We start from the raw sequence: 26144 nt of genomic DNA, 5'->3' as shown, positions 1-26144 counted from the left end.
CGCATCGGCGGGTTGAATTATCAGGGTCGGCACCACTGCCGGGCCCTTCGTCACGTTAGAGGATGTTATGCAGCGGCTGTTGATTGGTTTTTGTGCTCTCTTTTCTTCTCTGGCGGCTCATGCCGCCCCGCTGACGCCCCCTCAGGGTGGCCAGTACGCCATCATGGTGCAGGGCAATAACGGCGTCGAGTTCGCCCGCCATGCGGATCAGATGATCGCCCCCGCCTCCACCATGAAGGTGCTCACCGCGCTGGCGGCCCGCCTCGAGCTGGGTGCCGATTTCCGCTTCGCCACCGATATTCAGTCCCAGCCGGGCGCCAAACAGGGTGACACCATCAACGGCGATATCTGGATTAACTTCGTCGGCGACCCCACCCTCTCCCGCATGGATCTGCTCGCCCTGTTCAAACAGCTCGGCGTCACCAGCATCAAGGGCAATGTCTACGTCAACACCGGCGCCTACAACGGCTACGAGCGCGGCAACGGCTGGTCGTGGGGAGATCAGACCCTCTGCTTCGCAGCACCTGTCTCCTCGGTCATCATCGACAAGAACTGCGCCTACGCCACCATCACCGCCACCCAGATCGGCAAACCAGCTGTGGGCAATGTGGCCACCGGCGTCCCCATCGGGGTCGGGGCCGACAACGTGGAGGTGATGAGCTATGGCGACATGGCGCGCCAGTTCTGCGCGCTGGAAGTGGACATGGCCAAGGGCAACTTCTACGAGCTCAAGGGCTGCATCACCCCGAATAAAGAGCCGCAGGGGCTGCGTTTCGCCATCCACGACGTGGAAGCCTGGGGCTGGGACAATATCCGCTGGGCGATGAACCGGGCCGGTATCAAGCATGATGGCCTGCTGCGGGTCACCCACAAGGCCCCTGAAGGGGCAGAGACGCTGGGCACCCACTACTCGGTCTCCCTGCCGGTGATGCTCGCCAAGATGCTGAAGAAATCGGACAACCTCTACGCCGATACCTTCCTCAAAACCGTGGGCCGTCACTACTACAACAAGCCGGGCAGCTATCGCAGCGGCACCATGGCGGTGCGCGCCATTCTGACCAAGAACGGTATCGATCTGGGCAACGCCACTCTGGCTGACGGCTCCGGTCTCTCCGCTCACAATCTCATCAGCGCCCGTCAGATGATGTCGGTGCTGAACTTCATCCAGAAAAATGATGCCGAGCTTGGCCTGATCAAGCTGCTGCCGAGCTCTCAGGTAGATGGCACCCTGGCGTGGCGCCGCAGTGTCACCGCCCCCATGATGAAGAACAAGGTCCACGCCAAGACCGGCACCATCACCGGCACCTCCAATCTGGTGGGCTTTATCGACACTGCGGGCGGCCAGCGCAAGGCGTTCGTGATGTTCCAGCGCGGCCTGTCCCAAGATCCGGCCACCCATGAGCGCTACCGTGCCAGCAAGGCGCCGTGGCCCTGGACTGTATTCGAGAAGGGGGTGCTGGAGAGCATCTATCAGCAGCAGCCGATCCAGATCGCCGATGAGAGCTGAGCCAATAGGCCCACTCGAATCACGGTATCGATAATTTCGGCTTCAAGTCGCCACGAGGCAGGGCTATGCTGTTGCCTGCCTCATATCAACGGCCATACATAAACGGCTTAAAAAACGGAGAGAAAATATGTTTGCAGTGATTTTTGGTCGCCCGGGTTGCCCCTACTGTGTCCGTGCCGTACAGATCGCCGAGCAGCTGACCGAACAGCGCGATGACTTCAAATTCCGCTACGTGGATATCCATGCCGAAGGGATCACCAAAGAAGATCTGGCCAAGAGCGCCGGCAAGCCGGTCAATACCGTGCCGCAGATCTTCCTGGATGAGCAGCACATCGGCGGCTGCACCGATTTCGAAGCCTACGCCAAAGCGAATCTGGGTCTCTACCAGTAATGCCTGCGGGTCATCCCGAGCGGGTTGACCGCCAGAACGTATAAAAAATCCGGCGCCATCAGGCGCCGGATTTTTTATTAGCGGAACTCGCACCATCCCTTGTCAGGAAGTCACAGACTGGGGTCAGGGAGTCACAGACTGGGCGGCAAAGCGCGCAATGATGGGGTTGTGATCCGAACTGTCGGTCGCCGGTGAGCTCACCTCGACCAAATCCAGATTGCGGTAGTAGAGGTGATCCAGCGGGCGACCGAAGGCGGTTCGGCGCAAGTCAGGCACCGGCACGGCCTCTTGCAGACCCAGCTCGTCCACCAATTTATTCAGCCAGAACTGGCGCTTGTCGCTCCAGGTGTTGAAATCACCGGCCAGGATCACCGGCCCCTGATGGCGGCGCACCAGCGCAGTCAGATCGTTGAGCTGCTCGCGGAAGGTAGCCATCCCCAGCTCGAAATTGACCGCATGGATATTGATGACCATAACGCCGTCAGGATCGCCCTGCAGCGGATAGAGGCTCACCAGCCCGGATTTGGGGATGCGCAGCAAAGGCTCGGGGGAGCGCACGCCACAGACGAACGCCTGCGGGGTCTTGGCCACCGTCATTACCCCGAACGACACGCCGCCCTGGGTGAAGGCTTGCAGCTGTTGCCACTGGAAATCACCGGCGCGCAGCCAGTCGAGCATATCGGGACGGGTGGCCGACTCTTGCAGCAGCACCAGATCCTGCCCCTTGGCATAACTGTCCATCCCTTCGCGCCAGTTTTTGCGCTGGCCCTTGTAGAGATTCCACACCGTCACCCCGAATTCACGAGGCAGCGCCGTGGTCGCCAACGCTACCAGCGGCGGACGCTGGCAGTCGAGTCCCGGCACAATCCCTTGAGCTGTGACCAGATGGTTCTGATCCGGCACCTCAAAACAGCCTACCAACCCCAGGGTCAGCAGGGAGGTGCCAAGAATGCGATAACTATTTTTCATTGGCTAACAACCGCCCGCCTTTGCTTTTTGTTGCGACCATCACAAACGTCATCCACGCCGACTAAGCTGATAGTCCCTGTTCCACCCAACCAGAAGGACCTTGTCTCATGGCGAAAGAACTTCGGTACAACGTGACGTTTTATGATCAACAAGGAAATTGTCATCAAGTGGAGCTGGCCACCGTCTATCAGATAAGACGGGACCCTCAATGCGATCTCTGCCTGTTTGACACCCTGCAATATGTGGGCTCGGAAGAGATGCTGGAACGCATGATACGGCAAAAAACCGGGCTTGAGCAGGAAATATCCATCATCAATGCCCGGCTGATTTAATCAGGCACTCACCGGAACCGGGCGGGATTTGCCCTGCTCGTCGATGGCGACATAGGTGAAGATCCCCTCGGTCACGCAGTAACGCTGGGCATCGTTTTCCCGCAGTACCGGCTTGACCCACACCTCCAGCTTGAGCTTCATGGAGCTGCGGCCGATCTTCATGCAGCGGCCGTAGCAGCAGACCACATCGCCCACCTTGACCGGACTGTGGAAGGTCATGCCTTCGACGGATACGGTACAAATACGTCCTTTTGCCAGCTCCTTGGCCATAATGCCCCCACCTATATCCATCTGGGACATGATCCAGCCACCAAAGATGTCGCCATTGGGGTTGGTATCGGCTGGCATTGCCAGGGTTCTCAGCAACAACTCCCCATCGGGGTGACGTTTTGTATCTACCATCATTACCGCCTCTCTCTCATGGATGGCGGCATGATAGGGGGCGATCACCCCCTTGGCAAACCTCAATTGCCCGAGGCGGCGAGCTCGGCAAACCAGTGGGCCGGATCGGGCCAGCGATAGTTGAATCCCATCTGCTGGCAAATCAGCTGACCGTCGATGGGCTGAAATTCACCGGCAGGCTCGATAAAGACCGGCGCGGGCAGCCCCTGCTGGCGCGCCGCAAAGGGGTAAAACTGCTCGCGACGCGGATGCACAGGCGCGCTCAGGTTGAAAACATCCCCGTCCTTGCCCCGCTCAAGCAGCAAGATGCAGGCCGCCACCACATCGTCCAGATGGACCAGATTGACCGACTGGGCGCCGCCATCCAGGGTCTTGCCCGCGAGGAAACGGCCGGGATGGCGATCCGGGCCATAAAGGCCGGAGGGGCGCACTATCATCACCGTCTCGAAGCCGGCTGCCAGCACCGCCTGTTCCGCCGCCAGCATCCGCTCGCCACGGGCATGGCGGGGTTGGGGTTCTTCCCCCTCCTGCTGCCCTGCACCCCACACTGAGGTGGCGCTGACAAACAGCACCCGCCGGGTGCCGCTCGCTTTGGCCAACGCGCAGGCCCTTGCCACCGCCTGCGGATAGTCATCGGTCTTGCTGGGCGGTACGCAGATAACCAACGATTCGCAGGGGATGGGCCACGCATCCGACATATGGGCAGAAATCGTCAGCGGATAGGCATCGATCCCCTCCCCCTGCAGACGGGCTGCCTTCTCGGCGCTACTGACCGTGACAGCGACCTGCTTGCCTGCCGCCAGCATGGCCCGCGCCAGCGGCAGCCCGAGCCAACCCGCCCCCAGAATGCCGATCGTCCCGGCGATATGTTGTTCTGTCATCGTCCCTTCTCCTGCTTGACGCTATTTGCCCCGCAGCTTACCTGCCGTTACATAAAAAGAAAAACACAATAGGTACGAAATACTGACGGAATATATGGTACCTCTGAGAATGAAACTGCAATGTAAAAACACACAACGTAAAATAAAATAGAACCGACAAAAAATACATTTACAGGTCTATCATTCCATCAAAGTCACCTAACAATAAAAACTGCTAAGTTATCTAAGGGCAATTGTGATATTTCGTTATAATGACTTAAGCTTTTCCCTAACCACCTTTAATTCATTGCTTGCAATTTCCAACCAAGACGGTGAAGATATTGCCGAATTTTGATAGATATAGTTCAAGTATTTTAAAACCTGCTCCGGCCCATTTAAAGCACTAATCTTGTATAGTTTTACGGCATAACTAACCCTATCTAACTCCATATTATTTATGGACAAGCTAGATTGCATATGCATTACAATATTTCTCTCATCTACAATATCGGCAACAGCATTTCTTAAAGTGCTATGAGTTTTAAGAGGCTGGACATTGAAGATCTGTGGAGCGAGTTGGAAAATTTTTGGCCTAATAGGTATTGATGGATCAGATGCAATTTTGTCAGCTGCAATAATTCTATCCGGCTTGCCAGGTCGCTCTAGTTTCAGTTGTGAAACCTTGCCATTTTCTGTTCCGTATAAAATAAATGACTTGTTAACCCATGACTCTATAGCTCCGATTGAAAATGTGATAGCAGCCATTGCTTGCTGACACATTGCGAAAAATAATTTCATATTTTTTCCCGAAGAGTCCACTTCAGGCATTTTGTCAAAATTTGATTTTTGTACTTTAATACCCTTCTTTAATATTTCTGCTTTTACAGCCGCATTAAGAGAATTGAAAAACATAAGAGCTTCAAACTCTGGAGGTGGAACTCGCATATTGTAGCCATTAAAGCAACCTTGAGAGGATAGAATCGTAATCTTACTTCCCCCTTCAGCCAACTGCCCATTGGGTAATATCACGTCATGTGCCAACGATATATTCTTATCTTCTAATAAATGTTCCATTTTTACCTTGCGTGATAATGTTAAGCTTTCCGGTTTTAAGTTAAAGAATTAATGTAATGGTCTGTTTTTTCTGCATATATCCTGCCCAGCTTCCTCTAACATATCAACACATCATTTTTGATTTCACCAACACAACGCCTGTTGTTGCTATCAGATAGTGAGGAGTGACATCCAATAGCCTCCCGAGACAAAAAGCGGGCCAATGGCCCGCTTGTTTATATTTCACTCACCTTATCCTCACACCGGCGGATGAAAGTGGCTGGCTTCGCGGGTGGCCATCTCCTCGTAAGTGGCCCACTTTTGCCACGCCACTTTTTGCGCCACCTGCATCAGCCGCTCGGCCTCCTGTGGATGGCTCTGGGCCAGCACCCGATAACGGGTCTCCTCCTGCCGGTATTCAGCAAGGGGAATGGAGGGGCGCAGACTGTCGAGGCTGAAGGGGTTCTGCCCCGCTTGTCGCAGTACCGGGTTGTAGCGCATCAGCGGCCAGTGACCGGAGGCCACGGCGCGTTTTTGCTGGGTCAGGCCAAACTCCATATCGATACCGTGGGCGATGCAGTGGCTGTAGGCGATGATAAGCGACGGGCCCGGATAGGCCTCCGCCTCACGCAAGGCCTGCAGCGCCTGCTGCGGGTTGGCACCAAAGGCGATACGGGCAACATAGACATTGCCGTAGGAGATGGCCTGCAAGGCTACATCCTTCTTGGCCAGCGTCTTGCCCCCCGCCGCAAACTTGGCGACGGCACCGAGCGGGGTCGATTTCGACATCTGACCGCCGGTGTTGGAGTAGACCTCGGTATCCATCACCAGCACGTTCACATCGCGGCCGGAGGCGAGCACATGATCGAGCCCCGCCGAGCCGATGTCATAGGCCCAGCCATCGCCGCCGATAATCCAGACCGAGCGGCGCACCAGCTGATCGATGAGTGACAGCAGCTCGCGGGCCTTGCCGGATTTCACCTCTTCCAGCCGCTCCCGCACTTGCGCGACCCGGTTGCGCTGGGCGCGGATCTCCGACTCCAGCCGCTGCGGCGCGCTAATCAGGGTATCGACCAGCTCGGCGCCCAGCTCCCCCTTCATCGCTTCGAGGGCCGCCACCGCCTGACCGTGATGCTGATCGGCGGTGAGACGAAAACCAAAGCCAAACTCGGCGTTGTCCTCGAACAGGGAGTTGGACCAAGCGGGCCCCTTCCCTTCGCCGTTCTTGGCCCACGGGGTAGTCGGCAAGTTGCCGCCGTAGATGGAGGAGCAACCGGTGGCGTTGGCCACCAGCATGCGATCGCCAAACAGCTGGGTCAACAGCTTGAGATAAGGGGTCTCGCCACAGCCGGCGCAGGCACCGGAGAACTCGAACAGGGGTTCGAGGAACTGAGTGCCGCGCACCGTGGAGAAGTCCACCCGCTCGCGGGCAGGCCACGGCAGGCTTTCGAACCAGCGCAGCGCCTGTTTCTGACCAGCCAGATGGGGCGCCTTGTCCATCATGGCGATGGCGCGCTCGCCTTCATGGCTCTCATCCGCTCCTGCCCGCACCGGACAAGCCTGCACGCACTGGCCACAACCGGTGCAATCCTCCGGATAGAGCTGCAAGGTGTAGCGGCTGTCGGGGAAACCCTTGGCGGTGACGGGCACCGACTGCGCTGCCTCGGGGGCGGTCGCCAGCCAGTCCTGATGGTAGAACTTGGCCCGCAGCGCCGCGTGGGGGCAGACAAAGACGCAGTTGCCACACTGGATGCAGATATCGGAGTGCCAGATCGGGATCTCGCGGGCGATATCCCGCTTCTCGAAGCGGCTGGTGGCGGTGGGGTAAGTGCCATCCACCGGCAACATGGAGACGGGGATCAGATCGCCACGCCCCGCCAGCATCTCGCCAGTGACCCGCTGGACAAACTCGCTGCCACCCGGTGCCAACGGCAGCGGATAGTCGCTGATCTGCTCCTCACCGGCCGGAATGACCACCTTGCTCAAGTGAGCCAGGGTGTCGTCCACCGCCGCGAAGTTGCGCGCCACCACCTCTGGCCCCTTGCGGGCATAGCTCTTCTCGATGCTCTCCTTAATCAGCGCAATGGCTTCGTCCCGTGGCAACACTCCGGCTAGCGCGAAGAAACAGGTCTGCATAATGGTGTTGATGCGATTGCCCATACCGTTTTGCTCGGCCACCCGATCCCCATCGATGCAGTAGAGCTGGATATTGAGGGCGCGAATACGGGCACGCAGCCGCTCGGGCAGCTGGCCCCACACCTTGTCAGCCTCATAGGGGGCGTTAAGCAGCAGGGTCGCCCCCTCGGCGGCGTGCTCCAGCAGATCGACCGATTCGACAAAGCACCACTGGTGGCAGCCGATAAAGCTCGCCTGCTCGATAAGCCAGGGGGCATCGATGGGCTCGGGGCCAAAGCGCAGGTGGGAGACGGTACGCGAGCCCGACTTCTTGGAGTCGTAGACGAAGTAACCCTGGGCGTGGAACCCCTCCAGCTCGCCGATGATCTTGATGCTGTTCTTGTTGGCGCCCACAGTGCCGTCGGCACCGAGGCCGAAGAAGAGCGCCCGCACCCGGCTGGCAGGCTCCAGATCACCGATGGGGTGCCAGGCCAGACTGAGGCCCGACACGTCGTCCACTATCCCCACGGTAAAGCGCGGACGCGGCGCATCGGATGCCAGCTCCTCGAACACCGCCGCGCACATGGCGGGGGTGAACTCTTTGGAAGAGAGGCCGTAGCGACCGCCACTGAGCCACGGCAGCCGCTTGATAAGGCCGCGCTGCAAGCCATCGATCAGCGCGCTCTGCACATCCAGCAGCAGCGGCTCGCCACCGGCGCCCGGCTCCTTGGTGCGATCCAGCACCGCCATGCGCCGCACGCTCTGCGGCAGCGCATCGAGCAGCGCCTGTACCGGGAAGGGGCGATAGAGGCGAATGACCAGTACCCCGGTCTTGCGATCCTGTTGGTTGAGCCAATCCACTGTGGTGCGGGCGGTAGCCGCCCCCGAGCCCATCAGCACGATCACATCGGTGGCATCAGGCGCGCCGTGGTACTCCACCAGGCGGTAGTGGCGGCCGGTCAGCTCGCCGAGATTGTCCATGCATTGCTGCACCCGTGCCGGCACCGCTTCGTAGAAGGGGTTGACGCTCTCGCGGGACTGGAAATAGGTATCCGGGTTCTGGGCGGTGCCACGCATCACCGGATGATCCGGGTTGAGGGCCCGCGCGCGGTGGGCGCGCACCCAGTCGTTGTCGATAAGGGCGCGAATTTCATCCCGATGCAGGGCGGTGATCTTGTTCACCTCGTGGGAGGTGCGAAAGCCGTCGAAGAAGTGGATGAAAGGCACCCGGCACTGCAGGGTGACGCTGTGGGCAACCAAGGCCAAGTCCTGCGCCTCCTGCACCGAGCCGGAGGCAAGCATGGCAAAGCCGGTGCTGCGCGCCGCCATCACGTCCTGATGGTCGCCAAAAATCGACAGCCCCTGCGCCGCGAGCGATCTGGCCGCCACATGGAACACCGCCGAGGTCAATTCACCGGCGATCTTGTACATGTTGGGCAGCATCAGCATCAGTCCCTGACTGGCGGTGAAGGTGGTGGCGAGCGCCCCCGCCTGCAGGGCGCCGTGTACCGTACCGGCCGCCCCCCCTTCACTCTGCATCTCCACCACAGTGGGAATGTTGCCCCACAGGTTGGTCTGCCCCTCCGCCGCCCAGGCGTCGGCCAGTTCGGCCATGGTCGAGCTCGGGGTAATGGGATAGATGGCACACACTTCACTCAGCTGGTACGCCACCCGGGCCGCGGCTTCGTTGCCGTCGACCATGATCAGTTCATGTTTCATTGGGACTCCTGTGGTTGGCGCAACTCGATGGCGTGACAAGGACACTGGTCGTGGCAGGCGCCGCAGCCGGTGCAGCGCTCGGCATCCACCTGATAGCCCTTGCCCGGCCCCAGCTTCTCGATGGCCTGCTCGGGGCAGCTGCCGTAGCAGCCGTCGCACTCGAAGCAGTTGCCGCAGGAGTAGCAACGCGCCGCCTCGTAACGGGCGGCCACCTCATCCAGCCCACCGATGATCTCGCCAAAGTCGTCCCGCGCCCACGCCGGTTTGACCGGCTGATTGCTGGCGGGCGCGTGGGTCTGGAACCAGAGCTGCAACTGCTCCGGCCCCACCAGCGGGTAGGAGAGCATCTTCTGATAGTGGCGACCACGCAGCCAGGCATCCATGTGGCGCGCCGCCTTCTTGCCATGACCGGTGGCGATGGTAACAGTGCGCTCGGAGGGCACCATATCGCCGCCGGCAAACAGCCCGGCGACATCTGTCATCAGATTGCCCGCCACCTGCACCACCCCCTCCTTGTTGACCCGCACGCCGGGGATGCTCTCCAGCACCGAGAGGTCGACCTCCTGACCGAGCGCCAGAATAAGGGAATCCGCTTCGAGGGTTTCAAACTTGCCGGTGGGTACCGGCTTGCCCTCTGCATCCAGCGCCATCACCTCCACCTCGATATTGGTGTTGTCGAGCTGGCGGATGCTGCGCAGCCAGTTGATCTTGATCCCCTCCTCCTCGGCCTCATCGGCTTCAAAGGCGTGGGCCGGCATATGGTCCCGGTCGCGGCGGTAGATGATCATCGCCTCTTCCACCCCGAGGCGACGAGCGGTACGGGCCGCATCCATGGCGGTGTTGCCGCCGCCGTAGATGGCAACCCGCCGTCCCAGTTTTGGCGGTGGCAGTCCTTTCTCTTCGGCAAGACTGGCCTGCTCGAGGAAACTCACCGCATCGAGGATCTTGCCCGCTTCCCGGGCCGGAATATCGACCCGCTTGGCAAGATGGGCGCCGATGGCCATAAAGACGGCATCAAAGCCCCCCTCGTCGCGCTCGCGCAGCACATCCTCCACCTTGTGGTTGAGGGTCAGGGTCACTCCGGCCGCCACGATGCGGGCCACCTCCCGATCCAGCACGTCGCGGGGCAGACGGTAGGCGGGAATGCCGAAACGCAGCATGCCGCCCGCCAGTGGCCCCGCTTCGCGGATCTCCACCTGATGGCCGAGCCGGTTGAGGTGCCAGGCGCAGGAGAGACCGGAGGGGCCAGCGCCAATTACCAGCACCTTCTTGCCGCTGGCAGGGGCAGGTGGCGCAGGCAGCCAGCCGCGGGCCAGCGCCTCGTCGCCGAGGAAACGCTCGATGGCATGGATAGAGACGGATTCATCCACCTGACCGCGGTTGCAGGCGCTCTCGCAGGGGTGATAGCAGACCCGGCCATGAATGGCGGGCAAGGGGTTCTCTTCGATCAGGGTCTGCCAAGCCGCCTCAAAACGGCCGGCCTGCGCCAAAGAGAGCCAGGCCTGGATATTTTCTCCGGCCGGGCAGGCGTGATTGCAGGGTGGCAGGGCCGGCCGCCAAACGGGTAGCCGGGTACGCACCGGGCCTGTTCCCGTTTTCAGGGAGAGATCCGGCAATGGGGTCATGTCCAGTTGTTTGCTCATACATTGCTTTCTTCTTTTTGTGTGACAGGCCCCACCCGATGGCGCTTGATACCGTGTAGCCGAAGCGGACGGTGGCCGGATGGGGAAGAAGCGAAAGCGTTAGAAACTGGGAACTAAGTCGATAATGGCCGCTTTTTTGTACTGATTAGCGAATCAGGATCAAAAAATGTTGCACTTTATGGTTCATAGAGACCAGAACGTGACTCAAGTAACATCTTCTCCAGCTGACCGCTGGCTTTCAGTTTGGCGAGCCCCCGATTGAAGGTTTTGATCAATTCGTCAGCGTTGGCACGCTTGCGGCTGATCAACAGGTGACCTTCAACTTTCATCACGGGTTTTGAATGGGTTGCAAAGAGATCGACCGTGCTGGCCGGGTAGAACTGACGCAGGGAGTAGTAGCCGACATCTATGTTCTCCAGGGTCAGGTCGGCGCGGCCGGAGAGCAGCAGATCGAAACTCTGGCGCAGCCGGGTGACGAACTGCACCTGCAGCGGCACCTGCGCGATGGCTGCAAAAAAATCTGCATTGTAGGTATAGCCACTGACCGCAGCCAACTTGCGATCCGCCAGATCCTGATAGCCACGCCATTCCAGCGGATCTGACTTGAGATAGAACCAGACGTAGGTCTCGCTCAGGATGGGATCGCTGTAGATATGGGTTTTGCGCCGCTCGCTCGACTCATACCAGTGGACTGTGCCATCCACCACTCCCTCCTCCGACAAGCGAAAGGCCCGCTTCCAGGGCAAAAACTGGAACTTGACGCTCACCCCTTCACTCTTGAATGCCTCGCTTACCACATGAGGGATAAGCCCCTGATATTTCAGCGTCTCGGAGCAGTAAGGGGGATACTCTCCCGTGGTCAAGGTCAGCTCCTGCGCCCAGAGCCCGTGGCAAAAAAGGCTCCCCGCCAGCAACCAGCTTATTTTCATCCCGATGCCCTCTTGTTCTGTTTTCCCAACTATAGACCGCCCCCTTGAAAGGATTGCCGGATCGCCGGGGAACCGTTATGTTCCCCTTTTTCCAGGCGATCGCGCCGCGTCACAAGGATATGAAGATGCCCAGGCTAGACAGCATTCACCTCTACACCATCAAATCGACTGCAGGTATGCCGCTGGCTCGCGCCCGGGTGACCGAAGAGGGACTGGCAGGGGATCGCCGCTACATGGTGGTCAAACCGGACGGTACCTTTATCACAGCCCGTACCCATCCCCAGCTGCAACAGGTCGTGGCCACCCCCATCGAAGGGGGCTTGCAACTGCGCTATCCGGGCTTTGAACCCCTCACCCTGCAAGAGGTCGACTTCAGCCGCGCCCCGCAAGCTACCGGAGTCTGGAGCGACCGTTTCACCGCCCTGCACACCGACCCCAAAGCTGATGGGTGGCTAAGCCGGGTGGCAGGGGAGACGGTGCAACTGCTCTGGCTGGGTGAAACCTCGGATCGTTTTCGCGAAAAGACCGGCACCCGGGTCAGCTTTGCCGACGGTTATCCGCTGCTGCTGATAAGCCAGGCCTCCCTTGAGGATCTCAATCTGCGCTCCGATGCGCTGCACCAGATGAGCCAGTTCCGCACCAATCTGGTGGCAAGCAATACCCAGCCCTTCGAGGAGGACAGCTGGGTGCGTATCCGCATCGGCGAAGTGGAATTCAAGGTGGTCAAGCCCTGCAGCCGCTGCATCATGACCACGGTGGAAGCGGGCACCGATCGTTTCAACGCACTGAAAGAGCCGCTGGCCACCCTCACCCGCTACCGCCGTGGCGAGGATGGCGAGGTCTACTTCGGCCAGAACCTGATCGCCCTGAACGAGGGCTGGATTGAGGCAGGCAGCGAGATCGAGGTACTGGAACGCACCCGTCCGGTGGTCTATCCCGCCGCCGCACCGAAGAAGCGGGAGCTGGTCTGCGTGGCCCGCGAACCGCTGGCGCGGGATCTGGAGACCTTCTGGTTCGAAGCAGCCGATGGCGAGCCCCTGCCCGACTACCTGCCGGGCCAGCATCTGCCCATCAGTCTCGATATCAAAAACGAGCGGATCCAGCGCCGCTATACCCTGAGCTCTACGCCGGATCACCCGGAGCGTTACAGCATCAGCGTCAAAAAGGTGGAGGGGGGTCGCATCTCCCACTGGCTGCACCAGCAGTTGCAGGTGGGTGATCGGCTGCTGGCCGCCAACCCCGCTGGCGAATTTCACTTAGGGTCCGAGCGCAACCTCCTGTTGCTCTCCGCAGGCTCCGGCGTCACCCCCATGCTGGCGATAGCCCGCACCCTGGCGCTACGCGGGGAGCTGGAAGAGGTTCACTTTATGCACCTGTGCCGCAGTGAAGCGGACATTCCCGCCGCCAGCGAACTGTACGCCATGGCGCAGCAGGGCATGACCCTCACCATTATCCTGAGCCAGCCGGACAATCACTGGCAGGGGCTGCAAGGGCGACTCAATGATGAGCATCTGCGACTGGTCAAAGGGTTGGCCGAAAAAGAGGTCTTTATCTGCGGCCCCCACGGTTTTATGGCCGATGCTGCCGCCAAAGTTGCGGCCCTCGGCGTTCCGGCCGCACGGATCAAACAGGAGAGTTTTGGCGGCGCCATTCTCTCGGTGGCCCGCCCCCATCAGGCGGTACAACTGCGTATCGGCGCCCAAGCCTTTACCGGCAACAATCAGGGCACTGTGCTGGATCAGGCCAACAAGCAAGGCGTAGAGCTGCCCTGGAGCTGCCGCGCCGGGATCTGCGGCAGTTGCAAACAGACGCTGATCTCGGGCGAGGTGGATCACCCCGGCGCCCCCGCCATCAGTGCCGCCGAGCGGGCAGAGGGCAAAATCCTCACCTGCTGCGCCGTACCGCTCACAGACATCGTCATCAAATAAGGTGATCGAGCCACGAAAAGGCTGGCTGGGCCCCGATCCTGGCCGACCTTTTCCCCCCTGTCGACCCGCGGTTCCTCCATTCTCGTCTCTTTCTCGCCCCGCCTGCGCAACCATGCCGACGATGACTTCTATACTCACAGCAATAACAACAAAACCCCTCCGACGTAGCGGCCTTTGCCGTCTGACCAAGGGGGTTACCCGGTGAGAATAAGGACGCTCAAACCATGGAACAGAACAAACCCGCCTTTCAACTCAACCTCTTGCTCTCCGTGATCACCCTGATCCTGCTGTCACTGGTGTTTTTCGCCTACAGCTGGGCGGGTAAACAACTGGAAGAGAGTTATCGACAACAATATCTCTCCTACCTGCTGGCCGACGAGCTGCGCCAATCCTCCGATGACCTGACCCGACTCGGTCGCACCTACGTCATCACCAAGGATCCAGCCTACGAGCAGCAGTACATGCGGATACTGGCCATTCGCAACGGCGAACAGCCGAGACCGGATGGCTACAACCGTATCTATTGGGATTTTGTCGCGGCCAACGGCCAGAATCCTCGCCCCGACAGCAATGTTCGCCGCGGCCTGATCGATCTGATGAAGGATGCCGGTTTCACCGATGCTGAACTCGCCAAGCTCAACGAGGCCAAGAACAACTCGGATGCACTGGTCAACACCGAGGTAGCTGCCTTCAAACTGGTGCAGCAGACGGACGGTGATCTGGCCGCCAACCAGCAGAAGGCCATCGCCATGATGCATGACAAGGCCTATCACCAGAACAAGGGTCGCATCATGTCACCCATCGACGATTTCTACGTGATGATGGAGGGGCGCAACCAGGAGGCGGTCGAGAGTGCCACCGCCAATACCGACATGCTGCGCTACCTTTTTATCGCTCTGGGCCTGGTATTGATGTTCTTCCTCTGGCGCACCTATCGCTCCCTGCTCGATCTGGTGGGCACCTCGGTCGAACAGCTCAAGACCGATCTCCATCTGCTGGCGGAAGGGGATTTCTCCCGCCCCATCAAGGTGCCCCAAGGCTCGAAAGAGAGTCTTATCGGCCTGCTTGGCACCACACAGAGCACCCTCAAGGGGATCATCGGCAAGGTCTCCCACTCCACCGAGGAGTTGTCCAATTCGGCCGACAGCATCGCCCAGATAGCGGAGCAGACCGCCCAGTTCGCCACCGATCAGCAAACCAGTACCCAGACCATGGCCGCCGCCATCGAAGAGCTGGTGGTGAGCATCAGCCACCTCTCCGACAATGCCAGCCATGCAGACGAGCTCAGCAAGGTCTCAGCCGACACGCTGGAGGAGGGCTCCGGGGTCATCAAGGAGACGCTTGGCAGCATCGAGAATATCTCCACCACGGTCGGTGAAGCAGCCAGCACCATCGCAGAACTCAACAGCCATACCCAGCAGATCTCGGAGATCATCGGCGTTATCCGCGGCATCGCCGATCAGACCAACCTGCTGGCCCTCAACGCGGCTATCGAGGCGGCGCGGGCCGGTGAGCAGGGACGTGGCTTTGCGGTGGTGGCCGACGAAGTACGCAATCTGGCCAGCCGCTCGGCGGCCTCGACCCAGCAGATCACAGGGATGATCAGCAAGATCCAGAGCGGGGCGGATGCCTCTATCCGCAGCATGGAGAACACGGTCAACAACGTCTCCCGCGGGGTCACACTGGCCAACCAGACCGGGCAGGCAATCGCCAGCATCCAGAGCCACGCCTCCAATCTCACCGGTCTGATGGGAGAGATCAGCCACACCCTGCGCGAGCAGTCCACCGCCGCCAACGAGGTGGTCTCTACCGTCGGCAACATCACCTCCCTCTCGGAACAATCGGGGGATGCCGCCCGCCACGTGTCCCAAGAGGCAGCCAAGCTCAAGCAGCTGTCACGGGTGCTGCGCCAGGAGATGGGGCACTTCAAGCTTTAAAGAAGGCTGCAAAACAAAACGGCTGCCCCAAGGCAGCCGTTTTTTATTCGGGGTTATCCCCTGTCATTCAGTATCTATCAACCACGCAGGGCGGCGATACGCTGCTCAATGGGCGGGTGGCTCATGAACAGTTCGCTCATGGAGCGCTTGCCGTTGATGCCAAAGGCCATCATGGAGCCTTCCAGCTGCGGCTCGGCACCGCGGGAGAGGCGCTCAAGGGCGGCAATCATCTTGTCGCGACCGGCCAGCTTGGCGGCACCGGCATCGGCACGGAACTCGCGCTGACGGCTGAACCACATGACGATGATGGAGGCCAGAATGCCGAACAACATCTCCAGCACAAACACGGTGATCATGTAGGCAAAACCACCGGTGCTGCTGCTCTCTTCCTCGTTGTTGGAACTGAAGAAGTTGCTGATGACGCCAGCCACGATGCGGGCGAAGAACATCACGAAGGTGTTCACCACCCCCTGGATCAGGGTCAGGGTCACCATGTCGCCGTTGGCAACGTGGCTCACCTCGTGGGCCAGTACCGCTTCCGCCTCGTCACGGCTCATGCTGTAGAGCAGGCCGGAGGAGACCGCCACCAGCGAATCATCTCGGCGGGCGCCGGTCGCAAAGGCGTTCATCTCGGGAGAGTCGTAGATCCCAACTTCCGGCATCTTGATACCCGCTTCGCGGGCCTGACGGGCAACAGTGCTCACCAGCCAGTGCTCGGTCTCGTTACGAGGTTGCTCGATGACCTGGACGCCATAGCTGCGCTTGGCCATCCACTTGGACATCAGCAAGGAGATAAAGGAACCCCCAAAACCGAACACGGCACAGAACATCAACAGCCCGGAAATGCTGGACTTGTTGATCCCCAGAACCGAGAACAGGATATTGAGTACCACCCCCAGCACCAGCATGACGGCCAGGTTGGTCACCAGGAATAGCATAATTCGCTTCATATAGACTCCTTGTGAGAATTAAAGACACGGAGAGAGATCACTCGACCTCCCTATCTCCATGTTATAGATGAATTTTAGGGAGACTCGATGAATGTTCGCTGAATGTGACGTCACAAGAGCGGAGAGATATCAAGCCGCCCCTGCAAATCAGCCTCAAATGGATTGTTTGCAAAGGGAATTTCCCCCAGAAACGGGGCCGGTAACATCCCCCTCAGGGTGTCCAGATTTTCCTGATAGTGGCTCATGGCACTGTGAAGGCGATTAATAACCCATCCCGCCACTGGCAACCGATCGTTGCGAATGGCAGCAAAGGTGAGCAGTGCATGGTTGAGACAGCCCAGTTTGGCCCCCACCACCAAAATCACCGGCATGTTCTCCTGCTTCACCCAATCCGACAGCAGATGCTTGCGATCCAGCGGCAGATACCAGCCCCCCGCCCCTTCCACTACTGCAAGCTCGGCCCCTGCCTGTTCAATCTTGCGCAGCCCCTCGCTCAGCCCCTGCATGGTAATGGGCTGGCGCGCCTCGCTGGCAGCGATATGGGGCGCAATCGGCGGCTCATAGGCAAAGGGATTGACCACCTCATAAGGCAGCTGAACACTCGCCGCCTCCTGCAACAGAACAGCGTCGAGGTTGCGCAATCCATCGGGTGTTCGGGCACACCCTGCCGAGATAGGCTTGTAGCCGGCACAGCGGATCCCCTGTGCGCTGAATTCGCGCAGCAGAGTGCGTGCCACCAGCGTCTTGCCCGCATCGGTATCTGTGCCGGTGATAAAGAATGATTTCATATGGTTCTCTCCTTGGCAGGGAGTGGCTCACTGCCCTGCACACACTGCAATTCCCGGCGCTCAGCGAGGCTTGCTGAGGCGACCGAGACACACCCGATAACTGGCGACCAACCTGCCATCGGGCTGGCGAAATGCTTCATATGCCTGAGCCAGCTGCTGCAATCTGGCGCGACCGCTCAGACCGGCCGGGGCGGCGCCCCCTTGATTGTCGTTGACCTGATTGGCCCCGATCCCCTTGAGATCGCGCAACAGCTGCGGCAATTCAAGATAGGCGAGATCCCAGGTGATACAGCGCAGCTCGGGAGCAGATACCCCTGCGCTAGCCAGCGCCTGCTCCAATTGTGGCAGGCTGAGGAAGCGATTGACATGGGCGCGACCATCAAGCTGCTGCCAGGCGGCTCGCAACTGCCAGAGCGACTCATCGAGCAGGGTCGAGAAAAAGATCTGGCCGCCCGGTTTGACCACCCGCAGCAGCTCGCCAAAAGCCTGGGCCGGACGCTCGCACCACTGCAACGCCAGACTGGAGAAAACCCAGTCGAATGTGTTATCGGCGAAAGGAAGCTGCTCCGCATCGCCACAGAGCAGGCGAGCACCGCTGTCACGCAAGGCGGCCTGCGCCAGCATGCCGGGGGCGAGATCCAGTCCCACCAGCTGATGACAACGGTTCGCCAGTTGGGGCAAGAAAAAGCCGGTACCGCAGCCCAGATCCAGCCCGCTCACCGTCAGATCAGTGCCAACCGGCCTGCTCGGCATCCATTCCAGCAACGCCTGACCCACCTCCTGCTGAAAGCGGGCATGGGCATCGTAATGACGAGCGGCGGCGCCGAAACGGCGAGCAAGCTGCGCCTTGTCGACCGTTTGAAAACGCTCAGCCATAGTGAGCCTCCCCAAGCGTTGTAACTGCAGGGCAGACCCCCAAGGCATCGAGCAGGCGATCCACATCCTGATCGCGATGAGCCGCGCTCAGGGTAATGCGCAACCGCGCCGTACCGACTGGCACAGTAGGCGGGCGGATGGCGCTCACCCAGACGCCGCACTCCCGCAGCCGTTCTGCCAGTTGCAGGGCAACACTGCTCTCCCCCACCAGCAGCGGCTGGATGGGGGTATCGCTCGCACCGAGTTGCCAACCCAACGCCTGTGCCCCTTGCCGGAAGCGGGCGATGAGCTTACCAAGATGGGAGCGGGCCTCATCGGCGGCACGCACCAGCTCGATGCTCTTGCTGACTGCACAAGCCTGCGCCGCCGGCATATGGGTGCTGTAGACATAGTGGCGGGCGAAGTTGACCAGATACTCCACCAGCTCGCGGCTGCCGCCGACAAAAGCGCCAGCCACACCAAGCGCCTTGCCAAAAGTGCCCATCTGGATGTGTACGCTGGCCGGATCTACCTCCTGCGCCGCCAGAGTGCCGCTCCCCTCGGGCCCCATCACGCCGAGACCATGGGCATCGTCGATCATCAGCCAGTTGCCGCTCCGGGCGGCGAGGGTTGCGAGCTCACCCCAGGGGGCCTGATCCCCGTCCATGCTGAACACCCCTTCCGAGACAATCAATCCGCGATTTGGCTCAAGCTGCCGTTCAAGGGCAGCCATATCGTTGTGGGCAAAGCGCTTCATCTTACAGGGGAGCTGACTGCCCATCTCCTGCAAAGAGGCGTGGTTGAGTTTGTCCTGCCACAGCAGATGCTCCTTGCCGAGCAGCGCTTTGAGCACCGCCTGATTGGCCGAAAAACCGCAGTTGAACAGCAGCACCGCCTCCACCCCGAGCCACTCGGCCAGGGTCTCCTCAAGCTGTTGGTGGGCACGGCTGTAACCGGTCACCAGCGGCGAGGCGCCGGAGCCCGTGCCATAACGCTCAATCCCCGCGTTGAAGGCGGCCTTGATGGCGCCGTGATCCGCCAGTCCCAGATAGTCGTTGGCGGAAAAGTTGAGGTAGTCGCGCCCCGCGACCCTGAGCTGCCCGCCACTCGCCCCGTCGGTCGCGATGCGGTTGCGCAGCAGACCCGCCTGCTCGCGCTCGGCCAGCGCCGTGCTCAACCCAAAGGGGCCCGTTACTGCAGGGCCCTTCATGACCGGGCGGCCCCTGCACGGGGGCGGGTGGCGTCATAAAACATCTCGGCAGGCTCGCTCTGGCGACTCACCTCGGCCAGCAGCTCCTCTTCTTGAACCTGATCCGGCTTCTGGGCCCGCTGGGCGGGACGAATGCCGAGCCGCTTGAACAGCTGCATGTCGCTGTTTTCGTCCGGGTTGGGGGTGGTCAGCAGTTTGCAGCCGTAGAAAATGGAGTTGGCCCCCGCCATAAAGCACATGGCCTGCATCTGCTCATTCATCTTCTCCCGCCCGGCAGAGAGGCGCACATGGGAGGCGGGCATCATGATCCGCGCCACCGCGATGGTGCGGATAAATTCGAACGGATCGAGGTTCTCCTGATCCTCCAGCGGCGTCCCCTTCACCTTGACCAGCATGTTGATGGGCACGCTCTCCGGGTGACGGGGCAGGTTGGCCAGCGCCATCAAGAGGCCCGCCCGATCTTTCGCCTGCTCGCCCATGCCGACGATACCGCCGGAGCAGACCTTCATGCCGGCACCGCGCACATGCTCAAGGGTATCGAGCCGATCCTGATAGGTGCGGGTGGAGATGATCTCGCCGTAGAACTCCGGCGAGGTGTCGAGGTTGTGGTTGTAGTAATCAAGCCCCGCAGCGCCAAGACGCGCCGCCTGATCGGCGGTGAGCATCCCCAGGGTCATGCAGGTCTCCATCCCCAGCCCGCGCACCTCCTCAATCATCCGGATGATGTAGGGCATGTCCTTCTCTTTGGGGTTGCGCCAGGCGGCCCCCATGCAAAAGCGGGACGAGCCGTTGGCCTTAGCTTCGCGGGCCCGCTCCAGCACCTTTTCCACCTCCATCAGCCGCTCGGCCTCAAGACCGGTGTGGTAACGGGCGCTCTGGGGGCAGTATTTGCAATCTTCCGGGCAGGCGCCGGTCTTGATGGAGAGCAAAGTACTCACCTGCACTTCATTCGGGTCAAAGTGGGCGCGGTGGACGGTCTGGGCCTGAAACAGCAGATCGTTGAATGGCAGGGCAAAGAGATCCTGAACCTCGGACAGGGTCCAGTCGTGACGAAGGGCGTGACCGCCCGCGGTGAGAGCATTCATGCATGGCTTCCGGTTGTTATTAGTGGGATCCTGCGCCCGCCATCTTAGGATGGACGGCTACAAAACCCGCCGCCGGGCCCGCGCGCTCAAGGTGATGCGCAGTGCCAAGTGGCTGAAATTGTTGGCTAGTGTAGAGAGCACGCGTAGACTGTCAACACCGACCAGATCAAACCAATTGACAACAGAACAACAAATGACCAATCAAGAATTCGACCTGCACCACATCTGGCACCCCTATACCTCCCTCACTCACCCCCTGCCCTGCTATGAAGTGGCCAGCGCCAAAGGGGTGACCATCACCCTCAGCGATGGCCGTGAACTGGTGGATGGCATGAGCTCCTGGTGGGCTTGCGTGCACGGCTATCAGGTGCCGGTACTGGACGCCGCCGCCACCGCCCAGCTCAGCAAGATGTCCCACGTGATGTTTGGCGGCCTCACCCACGCTCCGGCGGTCGAGCTCTGTCGCAAACTGGTGGAGATCACCCCGGCGGGTCTGGATCGGGTATTTCTGGCCGATTCCGGCTCGGTGGCAGTGGAAGTGGCGCTCAAGATGGCGCAGCAGTACTGGCACGCCAAGGGGACGCCCAGAGCCAAATTTGTCGCCCTGCGCAGCGGCTATCACGGCGACACCTTTGGCGCCATGAGCGTCTGCGATCCCGATGGTGGCATGCACGAGCTCTACAAGGGATTCCTGCCGGAGCACCATTTTGTCGATGCGCCCAGCTGTCGCTTCCACGCCGAGTGGGACGAGCAGTGCGTGGTGGGGCTGGCGACACTCATGGCCGATCATCACGAGGAGATCGCCGCCATCGTGCTTGAGCCCATAGTGCAAGGCGCTGGCGGCATGCGCTTCTATCACCCCCGCTACCTGCAGTGGGTGCGCGCCCTGTGCGACGAGTTCGGTGTGCTGCTGATTGCCGACGAGATTGCCACCGGCTTTGGCCGCACCGGCCAGCTGTTTGCCTGCGACTGGGCGGGGATCAGCCCCGACATCATGTGTCTGGGCAAGGCGCTTACCGGCGGCTACCTCACCCTCTCGGCGACCCTGACCACCGAGCATGTCGCCCGCATCATCTGTGACGGCAAGGCCGGCGTCTTTATGCACGGCCCCACCTTTATGGGCAACCCGCTTGCCTGCGCGGTGGCCAACGCCTCCATCGAGTTGCTGCTGACCTCACCTTGGCAGGAGCGGGTGCGCGCCATCGAGCATCAGTTGCGTACCGAGCTGGTAGAGCTGACCCTGCACCCGGCGGTCGCGGATGTGCGAGTGCTCGGCGCCATCGGGGTGGTGGAGATGAAAGAGCGGGTGGATGTAGCGCGCATCCAGCGCAAGTTTGTCGAACTGGGCGCCTGGATCCGCCCCTTTGGCAAGCTGGTCTACCTGATGCCCCCGTTCGTCATCACCCCTGAAGAGCTGCGGGTATTGACCGGCGCCATCCGTCAGGCCATCACCGAAGGCGAGTTTTAAGGCATGCAGCGGGCGGCCATCGCAGCCGCCCGTTTGACTACCAGCATTTGATATATAAAGAGGGCAACTTTATCCACTTCAGTGCAGTTTCACTTGCCGTAATGTGAGCAAAACACCAGACCTGAGGCCCCAAGAGGGGTAAACTGCTGCGGTTTTACCATCAAGAAAGACTGCTCATGCGCCTCTCCATTGCTGCCAAAATCAACTTTTTCCTGCTCTTCATCTTCTCCATGGTACTGGTCTTCTCCGCAGCCTATCAGGCGGTGCGCGAGCGCGATCTCATCCTGACCCTCATCAAGGAGCAGAGCCGCGAGCAGACCGAAGCCTATTTCGACGGCCTCAACATGCTGATGCTGACCGGCAAGATGGATGCCCGCGATACCCTGCGCGGCAAGTTTCTCGACCACGCCCATGTGGAGGATGCCCGCATCGTCCGTGGCGACGCGGTGAGCAAACAGTTCGGGCCTGGACGGGAGACAGAGCAGGTAAAAGATGAGTTTGATGAGCTGGCTCTGGCGGGCAAAGGGAGTCTGGAGGTGGTGCACAACGGCATGCACAGCCGTCTGGTAGTGACCCGACCGCTACTAGCCAAGAAGGATTTTCGCGGCACCGACTGCACCAGCTGTCATCTGGTGCCGGAGAACACTGTGCTCGGTGCGGTGCGCTTTGACTACTCCCTCGATTCGCTGTTTACCCGGGTCGAGCAGAACATTCTCACCTCGGCGCTGATCCTCACCGGCATCTTCGGGATGGGACTGCTGCTGACCCTCTGGGTCATCCGCACCTGGATCGTGCGCCCCCTCAACCAGTTGACCCGCTCCATGGAAGAGGCCACCGACTTGCACGACTTCGGCCACCGGCTGGAGGGGGATGACGGCGACGAGATTGGCCGGGTGGCGGTGGCCTACAACCAGATGCTCGACAGTGTGGAGCGCCAGCTCGGCAAGCGACCGCTCGGCGGCAAGCCGGGAGCTCGCCCTGGCGAATAGCGGACCACACCGCCCGGCATCGGCTAACCGGTGTAATAGAACAGCAGACAAGCAATAAGGATCAGCAGCAGGATCGCCAGATTGACGTGATAGGCATCATCCCTGCGCCGACTGCGCCGCCGCTCCAGCAGCAGTACAGCCAGGGTCAGCAAGCTGCAACCCCACAGGCCATGCACCAACCAGGGAGTGAGTGCGGGATCCCAGTAATCGCGTACCTTGATGCCGCCGTAAACCAGAAAACCATATGCAATCTCCGGCCTAGCATAGTGATAGAGCGCAAGCAGCACGATAAAACCGCACCAGCAGATCAGCACCATTGCTCGCAACAGTCGTGTCAGCCAATCCGGCCCTTGTCGCCGCTCTTTCACTCGCATCTCCTGTCCCGAGGGAACCCTGCTTGGGTGAACCATGCTGAAAACCCCACCAGAGTCCGACATTTTTGCTTGTTTATCAAACCCGCGCGGGTAAGATTGACGGCTTAGTCTGCCATGGTGGGCCATCTGTGCCCGGGCCAGACTCCCTAGTGTTGCAAATAGCGCTGCAAGAACAAGCTGGAGACAATATTTCGATGACGCACGCATCCGTAGTTGATGTGCTGACCGGTAAATATGCGGTTGGCACCACCCTGACTGTACGAGGGTGGATCCGGACTCGCCGTGATTCCAAGGCGGGGATCTCATTTTTGGCCATTTCCGATGGCTCCTGTTTCCATCCGGTACAGGCCGTCGTCCCCAATACCCTGGCCAATTACGAGAATGAAGTGCTGCGTCTGACCACCGCCTGCTCCGTGGAAGTGACTGGCATCATCGCCGAATCCCAGGGCAGCGGCCAGGCTTTCGAACTGCAGGCCACCGATGTGAAGGTCGTCGGCTGGGTCGAAGATCCCGATACCTACCCGATGGCCGCCAAGCGCCACAGCATCGAGTACCTGCGTGAACAGGCTCACCTGCGCCCGCGCACCAACATCGTGGGTGCCGTGACCCGGGTTCGCCACTGCCTGGCGCAAGCTATCCACCGCTTCTTCCACGAAGAGGGCTTTGTCTGGGTTGCGACCCCGCTCATCACCGCCTCTGATACCGAAGGGGCCGGCGAGATGTTCCGTGTCTCTACCCTGGATCTGGAAAACCTGCCGCGTACCGACGCCGGCAAGGTGGACTACAACGAAGATTTCTTCGGCAAAGAGGCCTTCCTGACCGTATCCGGCCAGCTGAACGCCGAAACCTATGCCTGCGCCCTCTCCAAGGTCTATACCTTCGGGCCGACCTTCCGCGCTGAAAACTCCAACACCAGCCGTCACCTGGCCGAGTTCTGGATGGTTGAGCCGGAAGTGGCCTTCAACAATCTGGAAGATAACGCCGCCCTGGCCGAAGCCATGCTGAAGTATGTCTTCAACGCCGTCCTGACCGAGCGTCGCGACGATCTGGAGTTCTTTGCCCAGCACGTAGACAAGGATGCCATCGGCCGTCTGGAGCGTTTCGTCGCCTCCGACTTCGCCCAGATTGATTACACAGATGCCATCGAAGTGCTGAAAAACTGCGGCAAGAAGTTCGAGTTCCCGGTCTCCTGGGGCATCGATCTCTCCTCCGAGCACGAACGCTATCTGGCCGAGGAGCACTTCAAGTCTCCGGTGGTGGTGAAGAACTATCCGAAAGATATCAAGGCCTTCTACATGCGCCTCAACGACGACGGCAAGACCGTTGCCGCGATGGACGTACTGGCACCGGGCATCGGCGAGATCATCGGTGGCTCCCAGCGTGAAGAGCGTCTGGAGGTACTGGATGCCCGCCTGGCCGAGATGGGCCTGAAGCAGGAAGATTACTGGTGGTATCGCGATCTGCGCCGCTACGGCACAGTCCCGCACTCCGGCTTCGGTCTGGGCTTCGAGCGTCTGGTGGTTTACGTGACCGGTATGGGCAACGTCCGCGACGTGATCCCGTTCCCGCGAACTCCGCGTACCGCCGAGTTCTGATCAGCGGCATATTGCCACTACATTGCAAAAGCCGTCCTCAGGGTCGGCTTTTTTATTACCCCCGTTATGGGTAATACTCAGAACCAATCGACACAAGGAATGGGTCGTTCATGGGATATCGTCGGCTTCTGACACTCTTGCTGCTCTGGCTCCCCCTGCAATTGCGGGCAGAACCCGTGCACCTGACCACCCTGGAGTGGCCCCCCTATACCAGCCAGCATCTCCCTGATGGTGGCCTTACCGGCCATATCGTCAAGCGTGCATTTGCCGAAGCGGGGCTGGAGGTTCAGTTTGACTTCTACCCCTGGCATCGAGCCATGTTGCTGGCATCCGATCCCGCCCAGCACTACAGCGGCTACTTCCCCAAATACTTCGCCGATGATCTGGATAAACGGTGGCATATTTCCACCAGCGTGGGCAGTAGTGTGCTGGGCATGGCGCAGCAAGCCGGCCCCCCTATCCACTGGCAGCGACTCGAAGATCTCGCTTCCTACCGGATTGGGGTCGTCGCAGGTTATATCAATACCCGTGAATTTGATGCCCTGATGGCCAGCAAGCGCCTCAACACCTTTGCCGTGGACGACGATCACCTCAACCTGCGAAAATTGCAGCGCGACCGGCTCGATCTGGCCGTGATCGACCGGGATGTTTTCTACTGGCTCACCTATCACGATGACAAACTCCACCCCGAACAGCTGCAGTTCAACCCGAAGATCCTCGGGTACAAGAGCCTGCACATCATGTTCCGTCCCGATCAACAGCAACTGCAACAGCGAGTGAACAATGCGCTAGCCAGACTCGATATCAAGCAGCTGAGCGAACAGTATCAGCGTCGCTATCTGCTATCAGCACCCGCCCCCCGATGAGCAGAGTCGCAGAACACCCCATTTGTCAAAAAAGATATCTTTAACCCGTGTTTTTACAGCCTCTTCTCCCCTGACCCGGGCCTTTTTCCACAACTTCCTTACCAACGCATTCCCCATCACAACGCCTCTGGTTGCACTCTGATGGGCTGGCCCCGAGTGATACCACTTGGTGACAAAAA

The 26144-nt window shown here is 60.1% G+C and carries 22 protein-coding genes; 9 read left to right on the top strand and 13 right to left on the bottom strand.

What is annotated here, in order from left to right:
* The first annotated feature begins 67 nt into the window (after window positions 1-67).
* Window positions 68-1507, top strand: coding sequence for a D-alanyl-D-alanine carboxypeptidase/D-alanyl-D-alanine endopeptidase (gene dacB, locus G5253_RS04485; protein ID WP_266134419.1), 1440 nt, complete (start codon window positions 68-70; stop codon window positions 1505-1507).
* 94 nt (window positions 1508-1601) lie between these two features.
* The gene (locus tag G5253_RS04480; protein ID WP_223849348.1) at window positions 1602-1898 is read left to right on the top strand and encodes a GrxA family glutaredoxin; all 297 of its coding nucleotides are present in this window, start codon (window positions 1602-1604) and stop codon (window positions 1896-1898) included.
* Between the two features lie 123 nt (window positions 1899-2021).
* On the opposite strand, the gene G5253_RS04475 is transcribed toward G5253_RS04480, so the two are convergent.
* A complete protein-coding gene (locus tag G5253_RS04475) occupies window positions 2022-2867 on the bottom strand; it encodes an endonuclease/exonuclease/phosphatase family protein (RefSeq protein ID WP_005337873.1) in 846 nt (281 codons plus the stop codon).
* 107 nt (window positions 2868-2974) lie between these two features.
* On the opposite strand from G5253_RS04475, the gene G5253_RS04470 reads away from it, so the two are divergent.
* The gene (locus tag G5253_RS04470) at window positions 2975-3199 is read left to right on the top strand and encodes a hypothetical protein (RefSeq protein WP_005337874.1); all 225 of its coding nucleotides are present in this window, start codon (window positions 2975-2977) and stop codon (window positions 3197-3199) included.
* Here the strand turns inward: G5253_RS04470 and yciA are convergent, their stop codons facing one another.
* From yciA to G5253_RS04440, 6 genes are all read right to left on the bottom strand, one after another.
* The gene (gene yciA, locus G5253_RS04465; RefSeq protein ID WP_005337875.1) at window positions 3200-3604 is read right to left on the bottom strand and encodes an acyl-CoA thioester hydrolase YciA; all 405 of its coding nucleotides are present in this window, start codon (window positions 3602-3604) and stop codon (window positions 3200-3202) included.
* A 59-nt stretch (window positions 3605-3663) separates the two neighbouring features.
* Window positions 3664-4482, bottom strand: coding sequence for an SDR family oxidoreductase (locus G5253_RS04460; protein ID WP_266134420.1), 819 nt, complete (start codon window positions 4480-4482; stop codon window positions 3664-3666).
* A gap of 246 nt (window positions 4483-4728) precedes the next feature.
* Window positions 4729-5535, bottom strand: coding sequence for a hypothetical protein (locus tag G5253_RS04455; RefSeq protein WP_266134421.1), 807 nt, complete (start codon window positions 5533-5535; stop codon window positions 4729-4731).
* Between the two features lie 237 nt (window positions 5536-5772).
* A complete protein-coding gene (nifJ, locus tag G5253_RS04450; RefSeq protein ID WP_266134422.1) occupies window positions 5773-9348 on the bottom strand; it encodes a pyruvate:ferredoxin (flavodoxin) oxidoreductase in 3576 nt (1191 codons plus the stop codon).
* Window positions 9345-10991, bottom strand: a complete 1647-nt coding sequence (locus G5253_RS04445) for an NAD(P)-binding protein (RefSeq protein WP_266134423.1) — start codon at window positions 10989-10991, stop codon at window positions 9345-9347. The genes nifJ and G5253_RS04445 overlap by 4 nt, the downstream gene beginning before the upstream one ends.
* 176 nt (window positions 10992-11167) lie before the next feature.
* On the bottom strand, window positions 11168-11920 hold the full coding sequence (locus G5253_RS04440; protein ID WP_266134424.1) for a substrate-binding periplasmic protein: 753 nt from the start codon (window positions 11918-11920) through the stop codon (window positions 11168-11170).
* Between the two features lie 77 nt (window positions 11921-11997).
* On the opposite strand from G5253_RS04440, the gene G5253_RS04435 reads away from it, so the two are divergent.
* Complete coding sequence (locus G5253_RS04435) at window positions 11998-13848, top strand: MOSC N-terminal beta barrel domain-containing protein (protein WP_266134425.1); 1851 nt, start codon at window positions 11998-12000, stop codon at window positions 13846-13848.
* 224 nt (window positions 13849-14072) lie between these two features.
* Complete coding sequence (locus G5253_RS04430; protein ID WP_266134426.1) at window positions 14073-15785, top strand: methyl-accepting chemotaxis protein; 1713 nt, start codon at window positions 14073-14075, stop codon at window positions 15783-15785.
* A 77-nt stretch (window positions 15786-15862) separates the two neighbouring features.
* On the opposite strand, the gene htpX is transcribed toward G5253_RS04430, so the two are convergent.
* From htpX to bioB, 5 genes are all read right to left on the bottom strand, one after another.
* Window positions 15863-16735 carry a protease HtpX gene (gene htpX, locus G5253_RS04425; protein WP_069527876.1) on the bottom strand — a complete coding sequence of 291 codons (873 nt, stop codon included), beginning with the start codon at window positions 16733-16735 and terminating at the stop codon, window positions 15863-15865.
* Between the two features lie 110 nt (window positions 16736-16845).
* Window positions 16846-17523, bottom strand: a complete 678-nt coding sequence (gene bioD, locus G5253_RS04420; RefSeq protein WP_266134427.1) for a dethiobiotin synthase — start codon at window positions 17521-17523, stop codon at window positions 16846-16848.
* Between the two features lie 60 nt (window positions 17524-17583).
* Entirely contained in the window at window positions 17584-18399 is an 816-nt protein-coding gene (gene bioC / locus G5253_RS04415) for a malonyl-ACP O-methyltransferase BioC (RefSeq protein ID WP_266134428.1), read from the bottom strand.
* Entirely contained in the window at window positions 18392-19588 is a 1197-nt protein-coding gene (gene bioF, locus G5253_RS04410) for an 8-amino-7-oxononanoate synthase (protein ID WP_266134429.1), read from the bottom strand. Before bioF ends, bioC begins: the two co-directional genes overlap by 8 nt.
* Window positions 19585-20673, bottom strand: a complete 1089-nt coding sequence (gene bioB, locus G5253_RS04405; protein ID WP_266134430.1) for a biotin synthase BioB — start codon at window positions 20671-20673, stop codon at window positions 19585-19587. The genes bioF and bioB overlap by 4 nt, the downstream gene beginning before the upstream one ends.
* A gap of 193 nt (window positions 20674-20866) precedes the next feature.
* Between bioB and bioA the strand changes: the two genes are divergently transcribed.
* On the top strand, window positions 20867-22141 hold the full coding sequence (bioA, locus tag G5253_RS04400) for an adenosylmethionine--8-amino-7-oxononanoate transaminase (RefSeq protein ID WP_266134431.1): 1275 nt from the start codon (window positions 20867-20869) through the stop codon (window positions 22139-22141).
* A gap of 176 nt (window positions 22142-22317) precedes the next feature.
* Window positions 22318-23130 carry a HAMP domain-containing protein gene (locus G5253_RS04395; RefSeq protein ID WP_216979127.1) on the top strand — a complete coding sequence of 271 codons (813 nt, stop codon included), beginning with the start codon at window positions 22318-22320 and terminating at the stop codon, window positions 23128-23130.
* A 23-nt stretch (window positions 23131-23153) separates the two neighbouring features.
* Here G5253_RS04395 and G5253_RS04390 read toward each other — a convergent pair whose 3' ends face one another.
* Window positions 23154-23504: a hypothetical protein gene (locus G5253_RS04390; RefSeq protein ID WP_216979128.1), complete on the bottom strand. Its 351-nt coding sequence runs from the start codon at window positions 23502-23504 to the stop codon at window positions 23154-23156.
* Window positions 23505-23698: 194 nt separating this feature from the next.
* Between G5253_RS04390 and asnS the strand changes: the two genes are divergently transcribed.
* The gene (gene asnS / locus G5253_RS04385) at window positions 23699-25099 is read left to right on the top strand and encodes an asparagine--tRNA ligase (RefSeq protein WP_216979129.1); all 1401 of its coding nucleotides are present in this window, start codon (window positions 23699-23701) and stop codon (window positions 25097-25099) included.
* Between the two features lie 110 nt (window positions 25100-25209).
* Window positions 25210-25965, top strand: coding sequence for a substrate-binding periplasmic protein (locus G5253_RS04380; RefSeq protein ID WP_216979130.1), 756 nt, complete (start codon window positions 25210-25212; stop codon window positions 25963-25965).
* Window positions 25966-26144: the final 179 nt, after the last annotated feature.

It is taken from the genome of Aeromonas sp. 602658 (assembly GCF_049173005.1).
GTDB classification, from domain to species: domain Bacteria; phylum Pseudomonadota; class Gammaproteobacteria; order Enterobacterales; family Aeromonadaceae; genus Aeromonas; species Aeromonas veronii_A.
Note: the sequence above shows the minus strand (reverse complement) of the source record. Positions and strands in the feature narration are given on the sequence as shown.